Genomic DNA, 17,407 nt, shown 5'->3' on the forward strand with positions numbered 1-17,407 from the left:
CTTCAACTTTCATTATGTTGAAGCTTTTTGTATAAAAAATAAAACAATGGCAGAAGATAACGAAGATTTTTTGGATGAAGAATTATTAGACCAAAACAGTATTGATAATATCGATATTGATGAGGAAAATAAAGGGTTGTATGAGCATCTCAATATCACTGTTGATAAGAATCAGGAACCACTGAGGATCGATAAGTTTTTATTGATCTACCGCCAGAATTCTTCGAGAAATAAAATTTCACAGACTTGCCGTGCGGGAAATGTTATCGTCAACGGAATTCCTGTTAAGCAAAATTATCGTGTAAAGCCAGGAGATCAGGTTTCTGTACTGTTGGCGCATCCTCCACGAGAGAATGTGATCATCCCTCAGAATATTCCTATTAATATTATATACGAAGATGATGATTTAGTCGTTGTTGATAAAGACCCTGGAATGGTCGTACATCCGGGATTCGGAAATTGGGACGGAACTCTGGTGAATGCTTTGGCGTATCACTTCGAGCAAAACGGTGAAAAAACCGATCTCGACAGAGTAGGATTGGTGCATCGAATTGATAAAGATACTTCAGGATTATTGGTCATTGCTAAAAATGAGTACGCTTTAAGCTTTTTAGCAAAACAATTTTTCGACAGAAAAACAAAAAGATTGTATTGGGCTTTTGTTTGGGGGAACGTACAGGACGATGAAGGCACCATAAGAGGCCATATCGGGCGTCATCCTAAAAACAGGATGCAGATGCACACTTATGAAGACGGCAGCCAGGGGAAGCATGCGGTGACCCATTATAAAGTTTTAGAAAGATTTAAATATATGACGTGGGTAGAGTGTAAACTTGAAACGGGAAGAACTCACCAGATCAGGGCACACTTCAAACATATCGGTCATACCTTATTTAATGATGAAAGATACGAAGGGCATACCCCTTTGCGAGGAGTGAATCTTCCTAAGTATAAGCAGTTTATAAAAAATGTTTTTGAAATTTTACCAAGACATGCACTCCATGCTCATACTTTAGGATTTATACATCCTACGACCAAGAAAGAATTATATTTTGAAAGCCCAATGCCGAAAGATATGGCGGATGCCGTAAAAAAATGGAGAAATTATTTAGAAAACTAAAAATATATTGAGAATTTTTTTATATTTGTTGAATTGAAATCAAGATTTGTTATGAGAAAACTATATGCTATCGTATGTTTAGCTCTTTTGTCAAATGCATACAAAGCACAAGAAACATTACCATACTATCAACAATACCTTTTGGATGGTGAGTTTCTGTTCAACCCAGCACAATACGGAAAAACAGACTATGTGCAGCTTAATCTTAACTATCAACAGCAATTTTCGAAGTTCAGTGAATCCCCAAATGTACAATCTATTGGGATGAACGCGAATATTTTTGATAGAGTAGGAGCAGGTATCTCTGTATTCAGAGATAGCAACGGGCCAATTTCTGCGGGTGGTATTACAGCTGGTGCTTCATATTTTATTCCTCTTAGCAGCGAAGGAGACAGAAAAGACCAGTTCTCTTTCGGTACAAGTGTGAGCTTCTATAATATGAATTTTGATTATTCAAAAATTAATACGCAGGACGCTTCAGATCCATTATTGCAGGGTAGTGAAAGTAATATCTTCATGGCTTATGCTAATTTTGGGGCACAGGCTACGTACAAAAATATCTTCGCAGGAGTTTCTGTAAATGATATTGCTCTTACCAACGACGAAGCGATCGTAAACGGACGTGAGCCTTCTCCAATCAAATTCTTCTTAAACTTAGGATATGACTGGCATGTAGGAGATAATATCTATTTCACGCCTTCAGCTTTGATCAACCTAAATACGAACTCTACAAGAACAATCGATTATAACTTAATGGGTACGTTCTTTAATGATATTAATTCATTCTCTTTCGGGGTGAGCTACAGATCTGTTCAGAACAGATTCGACAGCCAGCAATTGCAGATTGCACCGGTTGTAAAAGTAAGATTCAACAAATTCATGATTGGAGCTACTTACAACTTAGGATTATCTGATATCCAGGAATATGGAGGAAACAGCTTCATGATCGGATTAGGATATAACTTCGATAACTTCATTAATCACAGAGGTTATAGATATTAATCAATTTAATTTAAATAAATTTGAGCTCTGAATTTTTCAGAGCTTTTTTTATGATCTACATTCACATTCCGTTTTGTAAGCAAAAATGCAGCTATTGCAATTTTCATTTTTCAACATCTTTAAACTTTAAGGATGAAATGCTTGCTGCTATGAAGAAGGAAATTTTTTTGCGAAAAGATGAGCTTCAAAACAAAAATTTACAGTCTCTTTACTTTGGCGGGGGAACTCCCTCGATCCTTTCTCCTGACGAAATCCATTCTTTAATTGATGAAGTTTTAAAATATTTCAGCTTTGAAAAAGATATTGAGATCACTTTGGAAGCCAATCCGGATGATTTGGATAAAAATTTTTTGAAAGGATTGTCAGATTCCCCGGTAAATCGTCTTTCCATCGGGACACAAAGTTTTTTTGATGAAGATTTAAAATTAATGAATCGTGCTCACAATGCCTCGGAAGCCGAAGGTTCTATCAAAAGAGCTCAGGATTTTGGTTTTGAAAATTTAAGTATAGATTTAATTTACGGTTCGCCAACCTCAAATTTAGAGATTTGGAAGGAGAATTTAAACAAAACCATTGCACTTGAAGTTCCGCATATTTCTTCTTATGCCCTTACGGTCGAGCCAAAAACCGCTTTGGAAAACTGGATTTCAAAAGGAAAAGTAAAAAGCCCGAAAGAAGAGGAGCAGAACAGAGAATTCTACTATTTATCAGATTTCTTAAAAGATAATGGGTTTGAACATTATGAAGTTTCCAATTTTGCGAAACCCGGGATGTATTCAAGGCACAATTCTGCGTACTGGAAATATAAAGAATATCTGGGAATTGGCCCGTCTGCACATTCTTACAACGGTTTTGATGTCAGAAGCTGGAATGTTGCCAATAATCAGCAATACATTAAAAAATTAAATTCAAATCTTTTGGCTAAAGAAGAAGAAATTCTTTCCCGTAACGATCAGTTTAATGAAATGATTATGATTGGCTTAAGAACAATCTGGGGTGTCGACCTCGATAGCCTGAAAAATAAGTTTAATGAGCAGATTCTTGAACATTTTCAGCACGAAATTCAATCAAAATTAGAAGAAGAAATTTTAATTATTGAAAACAATCACCTGAAAATCCCGGAAAAGCATTGGTTTATGGCGGATGGAATTGCTTCGGATTTGTTTATTATTTAAGCTGGAAGCCAGAAGTAAGAGGCTAGAAGAATGGTTTGTGAAAAACTTCCAACATCCAGCTTCCAGCATCCAACAATTTCACTATTTTTGTATAAAATTTCAACTTAATTTTGAAAACTAAAAAGCAAAATTATTCGCATCTTTCACCAAAGCAACCTATCGGAATTTTTGATAGTGGAGTTGGGGGATTAACGGTAGCCAAAGAGATAAAGAGACTTCTTCCCAACGAAGATCTTATCTATTTTGGGGATACAAAGCATCTTCCTTACGGTGAAAAATCCAAAGAAGCGATTATCGAATATTCTACAAAAATTACCAACTTTTTGTTGGCTCAAAACTGTAAAGCAATCGTAGTTGCCTGTAATACGGCCACGGCAAATGCTTTGAACGAAGTCATGGAATCTGTCGCAGGGAAAGTTCCTGTGATCGACGTGATCAATCCTGTTGCGGAAAAGGTTTCGTATGAAATTCATAATAATGTCGGCGTGATTGCAACAAAAGCTACGGTGAATTCCGGGCTTTATAAGAAAAGTATCCGTAAGCATAATAAGTGGATCAAAGTGGATGAATTGGCCACTCCGCTGCTGGTTCCTGCGATTGAAGAAGGTTTTAAAAATCATCCGATTACGCATGCGATTATTTATAATTATTTGAGTAATAGTAAATTAAAAAATATTGAAACATTAATTCTGGGATGCACGCATTATCCTCTATTAATTGAAGAAATCAAGCAGTATTACGGAAACCGAGTTCGTGTGATCGATTCCCCGAATATTGTGGCCAATCATTTGAAGATTATTCTGGATAAATACAATCTTCTGAATGAAAGCAACCCAAAACCGAATTACCATTTTTACCTTTCGGATTTGACCAAAAATTTTGAAAAGATCTCAAAAAAATTCTTCGGAAAAACAATTGACTTAGAATTGAAAGTATTATAAAAAAGAAAGCTGTTTCGTATAGAAGCAGCTTTTTTTATTCAGTAAAAAAACAACAAGATATATAAACTAATTATTGAATTTTTCTTTCAGAACATTATTATAATATTCTTTTTCAGAGCTGTTTATGTTTTTAAAATATTTATACTTTTCTGAAAAATAAAACCGTTGGCAACTTGGTGGGAGGTATTGATTTATGACGTTATCTCCTGTATTTTCAACTATCGTATATTTTGGAAGAGCTATATTAAGTTGATCAACATATTTTGCCAGTTCAATAATTATATTGTATTGGAGTTTATACTGGCAGCTGTAATTTTCAACATCTTTTTTGACATATTTATTAAAATAGTACAGGACCAGTTCCCTTGATTGAAGATCTAAAGTTTTTGAACCAGTGAAAACAAGATATAATGATACAATCCAATCATTAATTACGTATTTTTCTATACGCTTATATATTTTATCTTCCATACCGAGTGAGGAAGTATTTAAAGTTTTAATTTTATTAAGATAATCAGACAAGACAAATTCAGAAAAATTCATCAGCTCTTTAGGGCTTCTTTTTTTATATAATATGTCCTGATATTTACCTATATTTTCATACAGAATATAATGTTGTTGATTGACAACTAAATTATGTAATGCAACTTTATCGCCTTTAAACTCAATTGTTTTATCATAATTATCTATTGTTAGAGATAAAGTCTCATCAGAGTTTAGAAGAATAGGAATATATTTAATTATTAAATTTTTTTCACTATTGTATTCAATACTTAATTCATTGATTTCTTTTTCTGAAATTATCTTTTTTTCTCCTTCTTTTAATTTAACTCTATTGGTTTTGTATTTAATTTCAATTGTAGTATTGCTTTTATTTTCGATCGTAATCTTTTGACTGAAAAGATTTAAAAATAGAAATAGCAAAAGAATACTGAGTGTCCTTTTGCTATGATAGTTTAAAGCTTTTAATTTCAATTTTTAAAAATATTTTTATTTGTTTGAAATCTTTTGTTTTAGAATTTCAAATATAAATAATATTTTCATTTAATAGTGATTTATTTACATTTCTACAATCACTTTCTTCCTTTCCAATCTTCTCTTCGGAGTATGTATTGGCTGGTTTTTATCTTCTTCCGATTTTTGCCCGATAACGACTGCAAAAAGGGTTTCATATTTTTCGTTATTCAAAATAGAGTCGTATTTGTCGCCTTCAATTCCTTCCATTGGGGTAGAATCAATTCCAAGATCCACACATGCAGAAAGGAAGACACCAAGAGCAAGATAAACCTGGTGTGCAAACCATGATTTTATAGCAGCTTCACCTTGTGGTTTTACAAAAGTTCTATAATATTCTACCAATCCTTCCGGTAAATTTTCTTCAATCTGTTTTTCAAAATCTTCCGGATTTTTAATGGCTTGGAAAACGACCAGCTGGCTGCTTTCCAAAACTTTTTCTTTGTTAAAATAAGATGCTTCTGCCAGTTGTTCTTTTATTTCGGAGTTGCTCACAAAAATAAAATTCCATGGCTGGCTATTGATGGAAGATGGGCTTAAATGCAAAATTTCTTTAAGCATTTGTATTTTTTCATCACTGATTTTACCTTGAGGGTTATACTTTTTCACTGCATACCTCGTTTTCATTTTTTCTAAAAAGTTCATACTATTTTATACTATATTTTTTATAGTTGCAAAATTAATGTAAGTTTATTAACTTTGCAATAACGGTATAAAATGATAGTATAAAAAAGTATAAAATGTATATAATAGATGACAAGCATTATCCTTGCTGTACAACGGTAACCATGAGGTTTATCGGCGGGAAATGGAAAGCGGTAATTTTATATTACCTTATTGAAGGACCAAAAAGATATAATGAATTAAGAAAATTTATGCCCACAATTACGGAAAGAACATTAAGTCTTCAGTTAAAGCAATTGGAAGAAGATAACATTATTAACAGAAAAGTTTACACCAAAAAACCTCCTTTAATGGTAGAATATACATTAACGGAATTCGGAGAAACTTTAATTCCTATGTTAAAAGAAATCGCAAGATGGGGAATAGAAGCCGTAGAAAAATCAAAAAAAGTAAAGGAAGAAATTTCCTGATTACTCTGTTATTTCTGAGCTTTCTTCTTTATTCGGTTCAAAAAAACTGAAGCTTACGTTGCCATATTTTCTTGTGTCAATCAGATTTGGGTGGTCAAATTTCATTCGGCTTTGGTGCTCTACGATCAGTGTTCCGTTTGGTTTGAGATATTTATTATTTAAAATCAAAGAGAGCAATTCGTAGTATTTTTTTTCTTCCGTTTCGAAAGGAGCATCCGAAAATACAATTTCGAAAGATTTTTTATTTCTGAACTTCTTTAACCAGTCAAAAACATCTCCTCGCTGAACATTCACCTGCAAAGCCATATCCAGTTCCGCAGCAGTAGAATTGATAAAAGCCGTATGTTTCGGATTCATTTCCACAGAAGTGATATCCTGACAGCCTCTTGATGCAAATTCCAGTGTGATAGAACCGATTCCGGCAAAAAGATCAAGTACAGAAACCGACTGCATATCATATTTATTTTCCAAAATACTGAATAGCGCTTCCTTTGCGAAGTCCGTCGTAGGTCTTACGTCAAAATTTTTCGGAGCGGCTATTTTTTTGGCTTTCCATTTTCCTGAGATTATTCTGTACATATTTTTTAGTTGTTAGATTGTAGGTAATAGGTTGCAGGTTAGGAGCTAAGACCTATGATCTGTTACCTGGGACCTAATTAAGTATAAAATTTTTACCGGGAACATTATCAAATACAATTCTCAGATTCTTCACAAATTTCTGCAATTCTGAAATAAACGTTTCATTTTCAGTGGTTTCACCGTAAGTGAAGAAATTCGTCTCATTAATTCCGAACCCGATCTTGCTTAATGTAAACATGATGAAGTAAAGAAAATCAACCTCAGAATTTACATCAAGATTATTGTATAAAATAACTTTTTTGTTATCAATGGCGAAAAATTCACATTGATTGTGGTAAAGATTGATATGAATTTCCTTATTGTTTTTATTATTAATGGAATTTAAAAACTTCTCACCTGAAAAATTAAATTGAACCGGCAAGGCCAATTCTTTAATCTTTTTGTAAAAATTTTTCGGAAATGTATAATAAAACTGCACCTTGAATTTTTCGTTAATCGAAAGCATTAATTCTTCTTTTTCGCTGTCAACAGGCGCATTGTAGGCAATCAGCTCAAATCCTGTCTCATGCTGAGAAAATCCTTCGGGCATCAACGTAAAATGATTCAGCGCGGAAACCACCTGAATCTCATCAAATCTTTGTTTGATCAGCACTTCATCCAGCTTATCGGCAATGAAGTTTTCCGGAGATTCTTCGTCTACGAAATAAGATTTTTCCTCCACAATGCTTTTATTCTTGGCAATCTGGTAGGTCAATCCGTCTTTGGTAAAAAGTAAATTAAGTACGTTCATATTTCAATTCCTGCAAATTTAGTGAAATTCTACCATTACCGCACCCGATTGATGATGAAGTATTTCCTTATTATAAAAATCGATATTGGTCTGGCTTTCCAGCGTGTCCCAAACCAGCTTCTGTAAAACGCCGTCTCCGATTCCGTGAACAATTTCCAGCCTTTTCAGATTGTGTTTTCTGCAAAATTCTATAGTTTGCAGTAATTTTTCTTTCTGGATAAAAAGTCTCTCGAAACTATCATAATCATTAGGATTTTTAACCAGATTAGGAAAGTGGAGATCCAAAACAAGATGATTTCGCTGATGCTTTTTTGAAATGTTTTTTTTGGGTTCCGGTTTTTTTACCACTTTAATATTTTCATAAATATCGGCATTTTTCGGAACCAGTTTCTCTTTCGGGTATTGATACGTAAACCCGAATTCATCTTTAAAAACGACAATATTTCCCTTAACGGAAGTTACAACCCCGCTCAGATCTTCATCTACCACAGAAACTTTATCGCCTATCTTCATAACTTTATAAACACTAATAACACAAATATTTCACAAACCTTCACAAATTTCAATAGTGATATTCATGAAAAAAATTAGTAAAATTTGTGTTTTTAAATTCAAATTTTCGGACCTAATTCAATAATTTCCAAATCCTTAATTTCTTCTCCGTCAACCACAAAACGCATCATCGTTCTCATCTTGTGCCATCCCTGTTTTCCACAGGCTCCGGGATTGAGATGAAGCAAATTATTTTTCTCATCAAACATCGCTTTTAAAATATGCGAATGCCCTGAAATAAATAACTTCGGAGCTTTTTCAGCAATTTCTTTTTTCGCTAAAGGAGAATATCTTCCGGGATATCCGCCGATGTGGATCATTAAAACTTCTACATTTTCACAGAAAAAACGATTCGCTTCAGGAAATTCTGAACGAATTTTTGCGTTATCAATATTTCCGTAAACTCCTTTTACGGGTTTAATTTTTTCAAGTTGTTCAATGACTTCCATGCTTCCGAAATCTCCGCCGTGCCAGATTTCATCGGCTTGCCGGGCATAGTCTAAAATTCGGTCATCGATATAAGAATGAGAGTCGGAGAGAAGCAGGATTTTAGTCATTATCTAAACGTTCTTTCAGTAATATTTTCGTCGTATTTTTCTTTAAAAATCTGAACACGATCAGGATTCAGCTCACCATCACTGTTGATTACTCTTTCCTTTAACAGCCATTTAACTAATTTTTCCATTCCCTTTCTGGAATTCATAAAATTTAAAATTTTCGTAAAATCTGTTGATTCTACTTTAGTTTTTTCAGTTAAGAAGTTCAATACATAATAGTCATCTTCCTGATATCTTGGAGTTTCGTTGTCCATGTATCTATACATCAGAATTTCCTCATCATCTTTCATGGTATAAAATGAATATTGTGCAACATTGATTTTTTCAGCTTTAAGGATCTGTTTTCCGTCCAGCAGAACTTTATCATCTTTAATCACAACTTCCTGAGAAAAATACAGGTTAAAACTTAATAATAATAAAAATACGGACAGTAGTTTTTTTGTTGTCATTTTTTAGTGTTTAATTTTTTTGCAAATATAGTTGTTGAAATTATGATAGACAGATTTATTGCTTTAAAAATGAATTCTCTCAGTTTTATTTAAATGTTAGTAATCGCAAAGGCGCAAATTATATAAAATAAAGAATATTTTAAGGCGCAAGGATTTTATCTTCGATAAAATTGTATAATGTTGAACTCTGCTGAAAATCTTTGATTTTCTTGCGTCTTAAAAAACGAGCAAAATTTAAAAACCTTTGCGTCTTTGCGATAACCAACAAAAAGTTTAGAAAAGTTAAATTACAAAAAATTAATTCTATTTTAATTTAATAAAAGTCTTTTATTGAGTTATCATTAAATCTAAAGGTCATATTTAGTAAATTTGAGAAAATTTAAAAAAATGAAGCAGAAACTTTCTTTTTTCCTTCTTCTTTTGACTGTAGCTATTTTCAATGCACAAGTTGAGGAGAAAAAACTGGACGAACTGATCCAGAGTACATTAAAAACTTTCGACGTTCCCGGAATGTCTGTCGGAGTGATCAAGGACGGGAAAATCATTTATTCAAAAGGTTTCGGAGTACGTTCTTTAACGTCAAAACAACCGATGGATGATAATACGCTTGTCGGAATTGCTTCTAATTCTAAAGGTTTCACATGTACAGCGCTTGCAATTTTAGCAGACGAAGGAAAATTGAACTGGGACGATAAAGTTTCAAAATATATCCCTGAATTTCAGATGTATGATCCGTATGTTTCTCAAAATGTTACCATTAAGGATTTGGTAACTCACAGAGCCGGATTAGGTTTGGGACAGGGCGATCTAATGTTTTTTCCTGAAGGCGGAAATATGACGGTAAACGATATTGTTCACAACGTGAGATATTTAAAACCTGAAAATCCTTTCAGAACAACCTTAGATTATAATAATATTATGTTTATTGTTGCCGGAGAAGTGATTCACAGGGTTTCCGGCTTGAGCTGGGCAGAATTTATCGAACAGAGAATCATGAAACCAGTGGGAATGACCTCAAGTTTCGGAAGCTACAACAGAGCAAAAGCCGTAGCTAACAAAATCGATGCACATGCTCCGGTAGACGGAAAAGCGATCGCGGTTCCTCACGACTGGAACGAAACAGCCAACGCAGCCGGAGGAATTATGAGTAATATCAAAGACATGACAACCTGGGCAGAATTTCTGTTGAATAATTTCACAACGAAAGACGGCAAAAAATTAGTTTCAGATAAAAATGTGCAGCAGCTGTGGAGTTTGCAGATTCCAAGTGGTGTTGCAGCGAAAAATCCGTATGATACAAGTTTTTATGGGTACGGACTGGGCTGGTTTTTAAGTGATGTTAAAGGTCACAAACAAGTTCAGCATACAGGCGGATTGATCGGAACAGTTACGCAGTTTACATTGATTCCTGATATGAAATTGGGAATTGTTGTGTTGACGAATCAACAGTCTGGTGCAGCTTTCAACACGATTACCAATACCGTGAAAGATTCTTATCTGGGAGTGGCAGACAGAAACTGGCTGAAAACTTATAGCGAAAGAATGGTAAAAGCGGAAGAAGGATTTAACAAACAAAAGAAAGAAGCTTTCGCAAAATCTGAAGCCTTTAAAAAAGATAAAAATCTTCAGCCTAAAGCGGAACAATTCGTAGGAACTTACAATGATAAATGGTTTGGTGATGTTGAAATTGCCCAACAAGGAAGCGGATACAGGATTTCATGTAAAAGTTCTCCGAGATTAAAAGGTGAGTTGTTACCTTATTCCAACAATTCTTTCATCATCAAATGGGACGACAGAAGCTATGACGCCGATGCCTACATTATTTTCGATTATGATGAAAACGGAAAAGCCCAGTCTGCAAGAGTAAAACCAATTTCTGATGTCACGGATTTCAGTTTTGATTTTGAGGATTTGGATTTGAGAAGAAAATAAAAAGAAATTAAATTGAAGTTAATTATCAATAGGGACGGGCTTTAGCCCGTCTTTCGTTTTTGAAGAAAAGAGAGTGGCTTTAGCAAAATTTACTAATGAAAATTCACCATTGACCATTCACTTTTAAAATTCACAATTATTACTTTAATAGTTTCAAATCTTCTTCTGCTCTTGAAATTTCTGAATTTAAATGCTGTTTTTCGAAGAATTTTTTTAATTCAATTAAACGTTTTTTATTGTCGTATTGAAGACTTGAATTTAATTTTTGCTGACAAAGCGAACAGGCTCTTGCAAAATGAGAATCTGTTTCAGACAAGTTATTGGTGCCGTTCATCACACAATTGGCATTCAGGCAATGACTGATTCCAAACATATGTCCGATTTCGTGTGAACTTATTTTTAGCAATCGTTCGAGTCCTTCATTAGAGCCTGATTCGGTGAGATTTCCATTATAGAACCTAAACATGGATGTTACTCCAACGCCATCTTTGTAGGAGGCGAGTCCGAATACATAATTCCATTCAGGTTTGGGGAAAAGATCCCTTTCTGTAATGCCCATAAAAACGACGGCATCGTTTGGTTTTCTTTTTATTAAAATACTGTCCAGAACGTAACCGGCCGAGATTTGTTCCTGACTGTCATGACCCATTCTTCTGACAGATCTTGGAATAATACTGTTTGATAAAGACGGAAGAACTTTCGTTTCCAATTGAAAATAAGTTTTCAGATATTCTTTTGTAAGCTCGATCTGTTTTTTCTGAAATTCATTGAAATCACCGATGGGCTGAAGGTAAATGGTATTTTTTCCAGCTTCGGGTTTTATTTTTTTTAATTTTTGAAAATCTTCAAAGCTCTGAAAATGCTCATTACGATTGTACCGCCATTCACCATATCTCGGTTTTTTGAGCTGTACATCGTTGATGGCAATAGTTTCAAAATAAGTTTTTTCCTTCTTTTGACATGAAAAAAGGATAAATATTGATAATAATGAAAAGTTTTTTACAATTAATTTAAATTTTCCCCGGCTCATAAAAGAACAAAAGCTTCTTATTGGCGCCATCAAACTCTGCCCACGAATTGCAGTCGATCTCAAAACCCGCCACTCCGCAGGTCGGAAAATGGAAAATATCTTCGGAAATAGAATTGGCAAAATTCGATATTCCGTTGTTATGCGAGAAAAAAGCAACCGTATCATGGCTGTCATCCAGATCATAAATTACCGATTCGAAATTGCTTTCCGAAGGATTGTAAAGTTTCTCATTCGTAATGATATTGATGTGATAGGCTTGATTGAAAATTTTGCACGTATTAAGGGCACGAACCGCCGGACTCGAGACAAAATAATCGATCGAAATTTGATTGTTTTTCATAAATCTTGACATGTGCATGGCTTCCTCTAAGCCTTTGTCTGCCAATGGTCTGTCAAAGTCCTCCGTTTCTTCCGGCCAGTCACTTTTTGCATGTCTTACGAGGATGAGTTTCTTCATATTATCGCTTTTTGGAAAAATAAAATTATAAAAAAAATAATGGAATAAAAACATGATTTATAAAAAAAAGTGTGTAGGGAATAAAATCATTAAAATTTACTAAATTTGCAAACTTATGGGGCAAATACTTGCAATAGACTATGGAAAGGCGCGTTGTGGCATCGCTGCGACGGATGACATGCAAATTATTGCAAGCGGTCTGGATACTATACAAACATCAGTTTTAATGGAATTTCTTAAAAAATATTTCATTGAAAACAAAGTGGATGAAGTAGTAGTCGGGCTTCCCGTAGATTTGAAAGGAAATGTTTCTGAAGTGGAAACGCACATCTTAAAATTTATAGAAATTTTTCAAAAAGAATTTCCGGATGTTAAAGTAAACCGCTTCGATGAAAGATTTACATCCAAAATGGCTTCGTTTTTTATTTCCCAAAGCGGGAAAAGCAAAAAACAGAGACAGGAAAAGGGATTAATAGATAAAGTAAGCGCAACCATCATATTGCAGAATTTTTTAGAACAAAGAACAAGATGATTTTACCGATAAGAGCCTTTGGGGATCCAGTTTTAAGAAAAGTAGGTAAGGATATAGACAAAGATTATCCCGACTTACAACAGTTGATTGATAATATGTTCGAAACCATGTACAGTGCAAATGGCATAGGGTTGGCTGCACCACAAATCGGGCTAGACATCCGTCTGTTTGTCGTAGATGTTTCTCCTCTTGCGGAAGATGAAGATTATGAGGATCTTAAAGATGAACTGACAGAATTTAAAAAAGTTTTCATTAATGCGAAAATTCTTGAAGAATCAGGCGAAGAGTGGAAATTCAATGAAGGATGTCTTTCTATTCCGGATGTAAGAGAAGATGTAAAAAGAAAAGGAACGATCGTTATCGAATATTATGACGAAAATTTTGTAAAACATACAGAAACTTTTTCCGATATTAGAGCCCGCGTAATTCAACATGAATACGATCATATTGAAGGAATCTTGTTTACCGACCACCTGAGCGCTTTAAAAAAGAAGCTGGTAAAGGGTAAATTGACAAAAATTACTCACGGTGATGTAAGCATCAGTTACAAAATGAGATTTCCAAAATAATTAGAATCAAGGATAAAAAAATAAAATAATAAAGCGCAAAAAGTTTCATACTAAGCTTGTCGAAGTACTGAAAGCTGATTGCAGAATTTACAAAAAATAAAATTATGCTGTTAGAAAAAATAATTTCAATTTCTGGAAAACCAGGACTTTACAAATTAGTTTCGCAATTAAGAAACGGATTTATCATTGAAGATGTTACGTCTAAGAAAAAAGTGAGCATTGGCAATTCAAGCCAGGTAAGCTTATTAGACAATATCGCAATGTTTACAGTAGATAAAGAAGTTCCGTTATTTGAAGTTTTTGAAAATATTGCTAAAAACTTTGATTATAAAGAAGCAATCGGTCACAAATCTTCTGATGCTGAACTGAAAGAATTCATGACGGCTTCTCTTCCGAATTACGACAAAGAAAGAGTGTACGCTTCTGATATCAAGAAATTGGCTCAATGGTACAATATCCTTCAGAAAGCAGGATACATCACTCCTGAAAGCTTCATAAAAGCAGAGCCTGAAACTTTAGACGGCGAGCCGGCAGAAGAGGTAAGCATTGAAACTGAAGCTCCTAAAAAAGCTCCAAAAGCAGAAAAACCTGCAACTCCGAAAGTAAAAGCTACTTCTGCAGCCAAAGCTGCTCCAAAAAGCACACACACTAAAAAAGGATAATTCAATTATTTGAATTAAAAATACAGACCTCGTCCTAAATGGCGAGGTTTTTTGTTTTTAAGTTGGTTCTTCGCAAAGGCGCAAAATTATTCCAACAGAATGTTTTTAAGACGCAAAGATTTTATCATCGATAAAATTGCATAACGTTATACTTTACTGAAAATCTTTGATTTTCTTGCGCCTTAAAAAAGAATAATAAAAAGATTTTGCGCCTTTGCAATTGACCAATAAAATATAAGAAATCGGTTTAGGTTAAATTTTTTTGTTTCAAGACAAAAGGACATTCAAAAAGATTTACCTTAAATTTGTATCACTTGAATTCTATTGTATGAATACCAAACAGGAAAAACTGGAAGCTTTCGGAAGATTATTAGACATTATGGACGATTTGCGCGAAAAATGTCCGTGGGATCAGAAACAGACCTTAGAATCGTTACGTCACTTAACTTTGGAAGAAACGTATGAACTTTCAGATGCTATTTTGCAGAATGATTTACAGGAAATAAAGAAAGAATTGGGCGATGTTTTACTGCATCTGGTTTTTTATGCTAAAATAGGTTCGGAGAAAGAAAGTTTCGATATTGCAGATGTCATTAATTCTTTAAATGAAAAACTAATTTTCCGTCACCCTCACATTTACGGAGATACTACCGTGAAAGATGAAGAGGAAGTAAAACAGAATTGGGAAAAATTAAAATTAAAAGAAGGAAACAAATCCATTTTGGGCGGAGTTCCGAAAAGTCTGCCAAGTCTTGTGAAAGCCTACAGAATTCAGGATAAAGTAAAAGGAATTGGGTTCGAATTTCACGATGCGGAAGATGCCTGGAAAAAAGTGGATGAAGAAATTCAGGAATTCCATGCGGAAACGGATCTGGATAAAAAAGAGCAGGAATTGGGCGATGTTTTTTTCTCATTAATAAATTATGCCAGAATTTCAGGAATCAATCCGGATTCTGCGCTGGAAAGAACCAATCTGAAGTTTATCTCAAGATTCCAGAAAATGGAAGTGCTTGCAGTCGAAAAAGACCTGAAACTGGCAGATATGTCGTTGGAAGAAATGGATGTTCTTTGGGAAGAAGCAAAAATTTTAAATAAAAACTAATGAAAATGAATATTTTTTGTGCGGTTACTGCAATAGCATTAGTTGCTTGTAATCCAAAAACAGATCAGCCAAAAACCGATACTTTGGTTACGGAATTTTCTTTGCCTAAAAAGTTGAAGGAAGTTTCCGGAATCACGTTGTCAAAAGATAAAAACACGATCTGGACAATTGAAGACCAGGGAAATAAAAATGTAATTTACGGATTGGATCAGAAAGGAAACCTGACTAATGATGTTTTGGTAGAAAATACCGAAAACACCGACTGGGAGGATATGACGACAGATTCCGAGGGAAATATTTATATCGGAGATTTTGGAAATAATGAGAACGACAGACAGGATCTCAGTATTTTAAAAGTTGATTTAAAAGATGCTTCCCAGCCAACTACAAAAGTAGTTCAGACGACAAAATTTCATTATGAAGGGCAGAAAGAATTTCCGCCAAAAAAATCTTACTGGTTATATGATTGTGAGGCTTTCGTAGAAATGGACGGAAATTTTTATCTTTTTACAAAAAACAGAAGTAAAGGTTTCGACGGGACATTTCTAGTTTTTCAGATTCCGAATAAGGAAGGAGATTTTGAAGCAAAATTGGTGGGAAAACTGAAGCTTCACGGAGGATATAGTGATGCTGCCATTACATCTGCTGCCATCAACGGTACAAAAGATAAAATTGTATTATTAACTCATAAAAATATTCATGTTCTGACAGGTTTTAGTGTAAATGATTTCAGTAAAGCCAAGATTCAGAAAATATCTTTACATCACAATTCGCAAAAAGAAGCGGTTGCTTTTCTCAATGATAAAACATTGCTGATTGCCGATGAAAAGGATAAAAATATGGGAGGAAATATGTATAAATTTGATTTAAAATAAAAAAAAACCGCAGAAATTTTCTGCGGTTTTTTCAATTATGGAGTTAAATAAGTAATGTAAATATTCCCGCTGGACAATCTGAAGTCCTGCGTATAAACGCATCGTACCCTAAACGTTTCACCAGCATTCAAATAAGAAATAGAAGATAAGTTGTGGTTGACTGTCAGTGTTCTCTCACCGTGTCCTGTTGATATTGAAGCCAGCGTCACTGTGGAAGAAGAAACTTTTTGGATCGAAGATTTTGCTGTTCCTGCAGTATATCCGTTTCCATTCAAGCTCAGGTCATAAGTGATGTAAGGCACGATATTGTAAAAACCAGCCTTCACGACTGTAAACAATCCCGTAGTTGAATTATAAGTCAGATACGCATTGTCGATTTTGTTGCTCACGTTATACACATACGTCTGCGTGTAGCTTTCGTGCGTGCTTACGGGGTTACTTCCTGTTCCTGTATAGCTTCCGGATGAAGGATTGATGTTTGTTTTGTTTCCGACAAAAATTACTTTCAGAAAATTTTCAGAAGCAATATTTTTCCAAACCGGAGCATTTCCGGAACCATTGGATACCAAAAAATCACCGGGGTTTCCGGAGCTTCCTGTGGTTTTCGGACCACCACCGACGTTCAGATCTTTTACAACCTGTAAAGAACCGTTGACGTGCAATGTGTGTTGTGGAGTTGGAGTAAGAATACCTACTTGTGCATTTAGGCTGCAGGACATGACAAATAATGCCATATATGATAGCTGTTTTTTCATCGAATGTTTATTTTTTGTTGAAATAATTTTCGACAAATATAAATTCTTTTAAAAATATCAATATTTTAAAGAAATTTTAAACATATTCATCTATGGGTGTGATCTGAATACTTTGTAGAAAATATGATCTTACTTTATCAATCGGAAATATTTTATCCTTATCGATCAGGAAATGAAAAGTACAAATGTTAAAGTTTAAAAAAAAGAAAAAGCATATTAA

The 17,407-nt window shown here is 34.3% G+C and carries 21 protein-coding genes; 11 read left to right on the forward strand and 10 right to left on the reverse strand.

The window, feature by feature from the left end:
- The first annotated feature begins 46 nt into the window (after positions 1 to 46).
- The 4 genes from BMX24_RS20340 (at position 47) to murI (ending at position 4,238) form a co-directional block, all read left to right on the forward strand.
- Positions 47 to 1,120, forward strand: coding sequence for an RluA family pseudouridine synthase (locus BMX24_RS20340; protein ID WP_089796179.1), 1,074 nt, complete (start codon positions 47 to 49; stop codon positions 1,118 to 1,120).
- A gap of 51 nt (positions 1,121 to 1,171) precedes the next feature.
- Positions 1,172 to 2,122, forward strand: coding sequence for a PorP/SprF family type IX secretion system membrane protein (locus tag BMX24_RS20345; RefSeq protein ID WP_089796181.1), 951 nt, complete (start codon positions 1,172 to 1,174; stop codon positions 2,120 to 2,122).
- A 50-nt stretch (positions 2,123 to 2,172) separates the two neighbouring features.
- Positions 2,173 to 3,297, forward strand: coding sequence for a radical SAM family heme chaperone HemW (gene hemW / locus BMX24_RS20350; protein WP_089796183.1), 1,125 nt, complete (start codon positions 2,173 to 2,175; stop codon positions 3,295 to 3,297).
- A 110-nt stretch (positions 3,298 to 3,407) separates the two neighbouring features.
- Complete coding sequence (murI, locus tag BMX24_RS20355; RefSeq protein WP_089796185.1) at positions 3,408 to 4,238, forward strand: glutamate racemase; 831 nt, start codon at positions 3,408 to 3,410, stop codon at positions 4,236 to 4,238.
- A 66-nt stretch (positions 4,239 to 4,304) separates the two neighbouring features.
- Here murI and BMX24_RS20360 read toward each other — a convergent pair whose 3' ends face one another.
- Positions 4,305 to 5,213 (reverse strand): hypothetical protein, encoded by a 909-nt coding sequence (locus BMX24_RS20360; protein WP_089796187.1) that lies wholly within the window; start codon positions 5,211 to 5,213, stop codon positions 4,305 to 4,307.
- A gap of 84 nt (positions 5,214 to 5,297) precedes the next feature.
- Complete coding sequence (locus BMX24_RS20365) at positions 5,298 to 5,879, reverse strand: nitroreductase family protein (protein ID WP_317040899.1); 582 nt, start codon at positions 5,877 to 5,879, stop codon at positions 5,298 to 5,300.
- A 113-nt stretch (positions 5,880 to 5,992) separates the two neighbouring features.
- Here BMX24_RS20365 and BMX24_RS20370 point away from each other — a divergent pair, with 113 nt between their 5' ends.
- Positions 5,993 to 6,346, forward strand: a complete 354-nt coding sequence (locus tag BMX24_RS20370) for a winged helix-turn-helix transcriptional regulator (protein ID WP_089796191.1) — start codon at positions 5,993 to 5,995, stop codon at positions 6,344 to 6,346.
- On the opposite strand, the gene BMX24_RS20375 is transcribed toward BMX24_RS20370, so the two are convergent.
- The 5 genes from BMX24_RS20375 to BMX24_RS20395 form a co-directional block, all read right to left on the reverse strand.
- Entirely contained in the window at positions 6,347 to 6,925 is a 579-nt protein-coding gene (locus BMX24_RS20375; RefSeq protein ID WP_089796193.1) for an RsmD family RNA methyltransferase, read from the reverse strand. It abuts the gene before it with no gap.
- Between the two features lie 73 nt (positions 6,926 to 6,998).
- Entirely contained in the window at positions 6,999 to 7,715 is a 717-nt protein-coding gene (locus BMX24_RS20380) for a DUF3822 family protein (protein ID WP_089796195.1), read from the reverse strand.
- A gap of 18 nt (positions 7,716 to 7,733) precedes the next feature.
- Entirely contained in the window at positions 7,734 to 8,228 is a 495-nt protein-coding gene (locus tag BMX24_RS20385) for a Smr/MutS family protein (RefSeq protein ID WP_089796197.1), read from the reverse strand.
- A 98-nt stretch (positions 8,229 to 8,326) separates the two neighbouring features.
- Complete coding sequence (locus BMX24_RS20390; protein WP_089796199.1) at positions 8,327 to 8,824, reverse strand: metallophosphoesterase family protein; 498 nt, start codon at positions 8,822 to 8,824, stop codon at positions 8,327 to 8,329.
- Positions 8,824 to 9,273, reverse strand: coding sequence for a hypothetical protein (locus BMX24_RS20395; RefSeq protein ID WP_089796201.1), 450 nt, complete (start codon positions 9,271 to 9,273; stop codon positions 8,824 to 8,826). The genes BMX24_RS20390 and BMX24_RS20395 overlap by 1 nt, the downstream gene beginning before the upstream one ends.
- Before the next feature lie 387 nt (positions 9,274 to 9,660).
- Here BMX24_RS20395 and BMX24_RS20400 point away from each other — a divergent pair, with 387 nt between their 5' ends.
- On the forward strand, positions 9,661 to 11,205 hold the full coding sequence (locus BMX24_RS20400; protein ID WP_089796203.1) for a serine hydrolase: 1,545 nt from the start codon (positions 9,661 to 9,663) through the stop codon (positions 11,203 to 11,205).
- Positions 11,206 to 11,344: 139 nt separating this feature from the next.
- On the opposite strand, the gene BMX24_RS20405 is transcribed toward BMX24_RS20400, so the two are convergent.
- Positions 11,345 to 12,235, reverse strand: a complete 891-nt coding sequence (locus tag BMX24_RS20405; RefSeq protein ID WP_089796205.1) for an archaemetzincin — start codon at positions 12,233 to 12,235, stop codon at positions 11,345 to 11,347.
- The gene (locus BMX24_RS20410; protein ID WP_089796287.1) at positions 12,216 to 12,692 is read right to left on the reverse strand and encodes a SixA phosphatase family protein; all 477 of its coding nucleotides are present in this window, start codon (positions 12,690 to 12,692) and stop codon (positions 12,216 to 12,218) included. Before BMX24_RS20410 ends, BMX24_RS20405 begins: the two co-directional genes overlap by 20 nt.
- 115 nt (positions 12,693 to 12,807) lie before the next feature.
- On the opposite strand from BMX24_RS20410, the gene ruvX reads away from it, so the two are divergent.
- The 5 genes from ruvX to BMX24_RS20435 all read left to right on the forward strand — a co-directional run bounded on the left by ruvX (position 12,808) and on the right by BMX24_RS20435 (position 16,432).
- A complete protein-coding gene (gene ruvX / locus BMX24_RS20415) occupies positions 12,808 to 13,224 on the forward strand; it encodes a Holliday junction resolvase RuvX (protein WP_089796207.1) in 417 nt (138 codons plus the stop codon).
- A complete protein-coding gene (def, locus tag BMX24_RS20420) occupies positions 13,221 to 13,793 on the forward strand; it encodes a peptide deformylase (RefSeq protein WP_089796208.1) in 573 nt (190 codons plus the stop codon). Before ruvX ends, def begins: the two co-directional genes overlap by 4 nt.
- Before the next feature lie 104 nt (positions 13,794 to 13,897).
- The gene (locus BMX24_RS20425; RefSeq protein WP_089796210.1) at positions 13,898 to 14,455 is read left to right on the forward strand and encodes a DUF5606 family protein; all 558 of its coding nucleotides are present in this window, start codon (positions 13,898 to 13,900) and stop codon (positions 14,453 to 14,455) included.
- 328 nt (positions 14,456 to 14,783) lie between these two features.
- The gene (gene mazG, locus BMX24_RS20430) at positions 14,784 to 15,557 is read left to right on the forward strand and encodes a nucleoside triphosphate pyrophosphohydrolase (protein WP_089796212.1); all 774 of its coding nucleotides are present in this window, start codon (positions 14,784 to 14,786) and stop codon (positions 15,555 to 15,557) included.
- A 5-nt stretch (positions 15,558 to 15,562) separates the two neighbouring features.
- Positions 15,563 to 16,432 carry a hypothetical protein gene (locus BMX24_RS20435; protein ID WP_089796290.1) on the forward strand — a complete coding sequence of 290 codons (870 nt, stop codon included), beginning with the start codon at positions 15,563 to 15,565 and terminating at the stop codon, positions 16,430 to 16,432.
- Positions 16,433 to 16,467: 35 nt separating this feature from the next.
- On the opposite strand, the gene BMX24_RS20440 is transcribed toward BMX24_RS20435, so the two are convergent.
- On the reverse strand, positions 16,468 to 17,187 hold the full coding sequence (locus BMX24_RS20440; RefSeq protein WP_089796214.1) for a hypothetical protein: 720 nt from the start codon (positions 17,185 to 17,187) through the stop codon (positions 16,468 to 16,470).
- Between the last annotated feature and the right edge of the window lie 220 nt (positions 17,188 to 17,407).

Source organism: Chryseobacterium wanjuense (genome assembly GCF_900111495.1).
In the GTDB taxonomy this organism is placed as follows: Bacteria; Bacteroidota; Bacteroidia; order Flavobacteriales; family Weeksellaceae; genus Chryseobacterium; species Chryseobacterium wanjuense.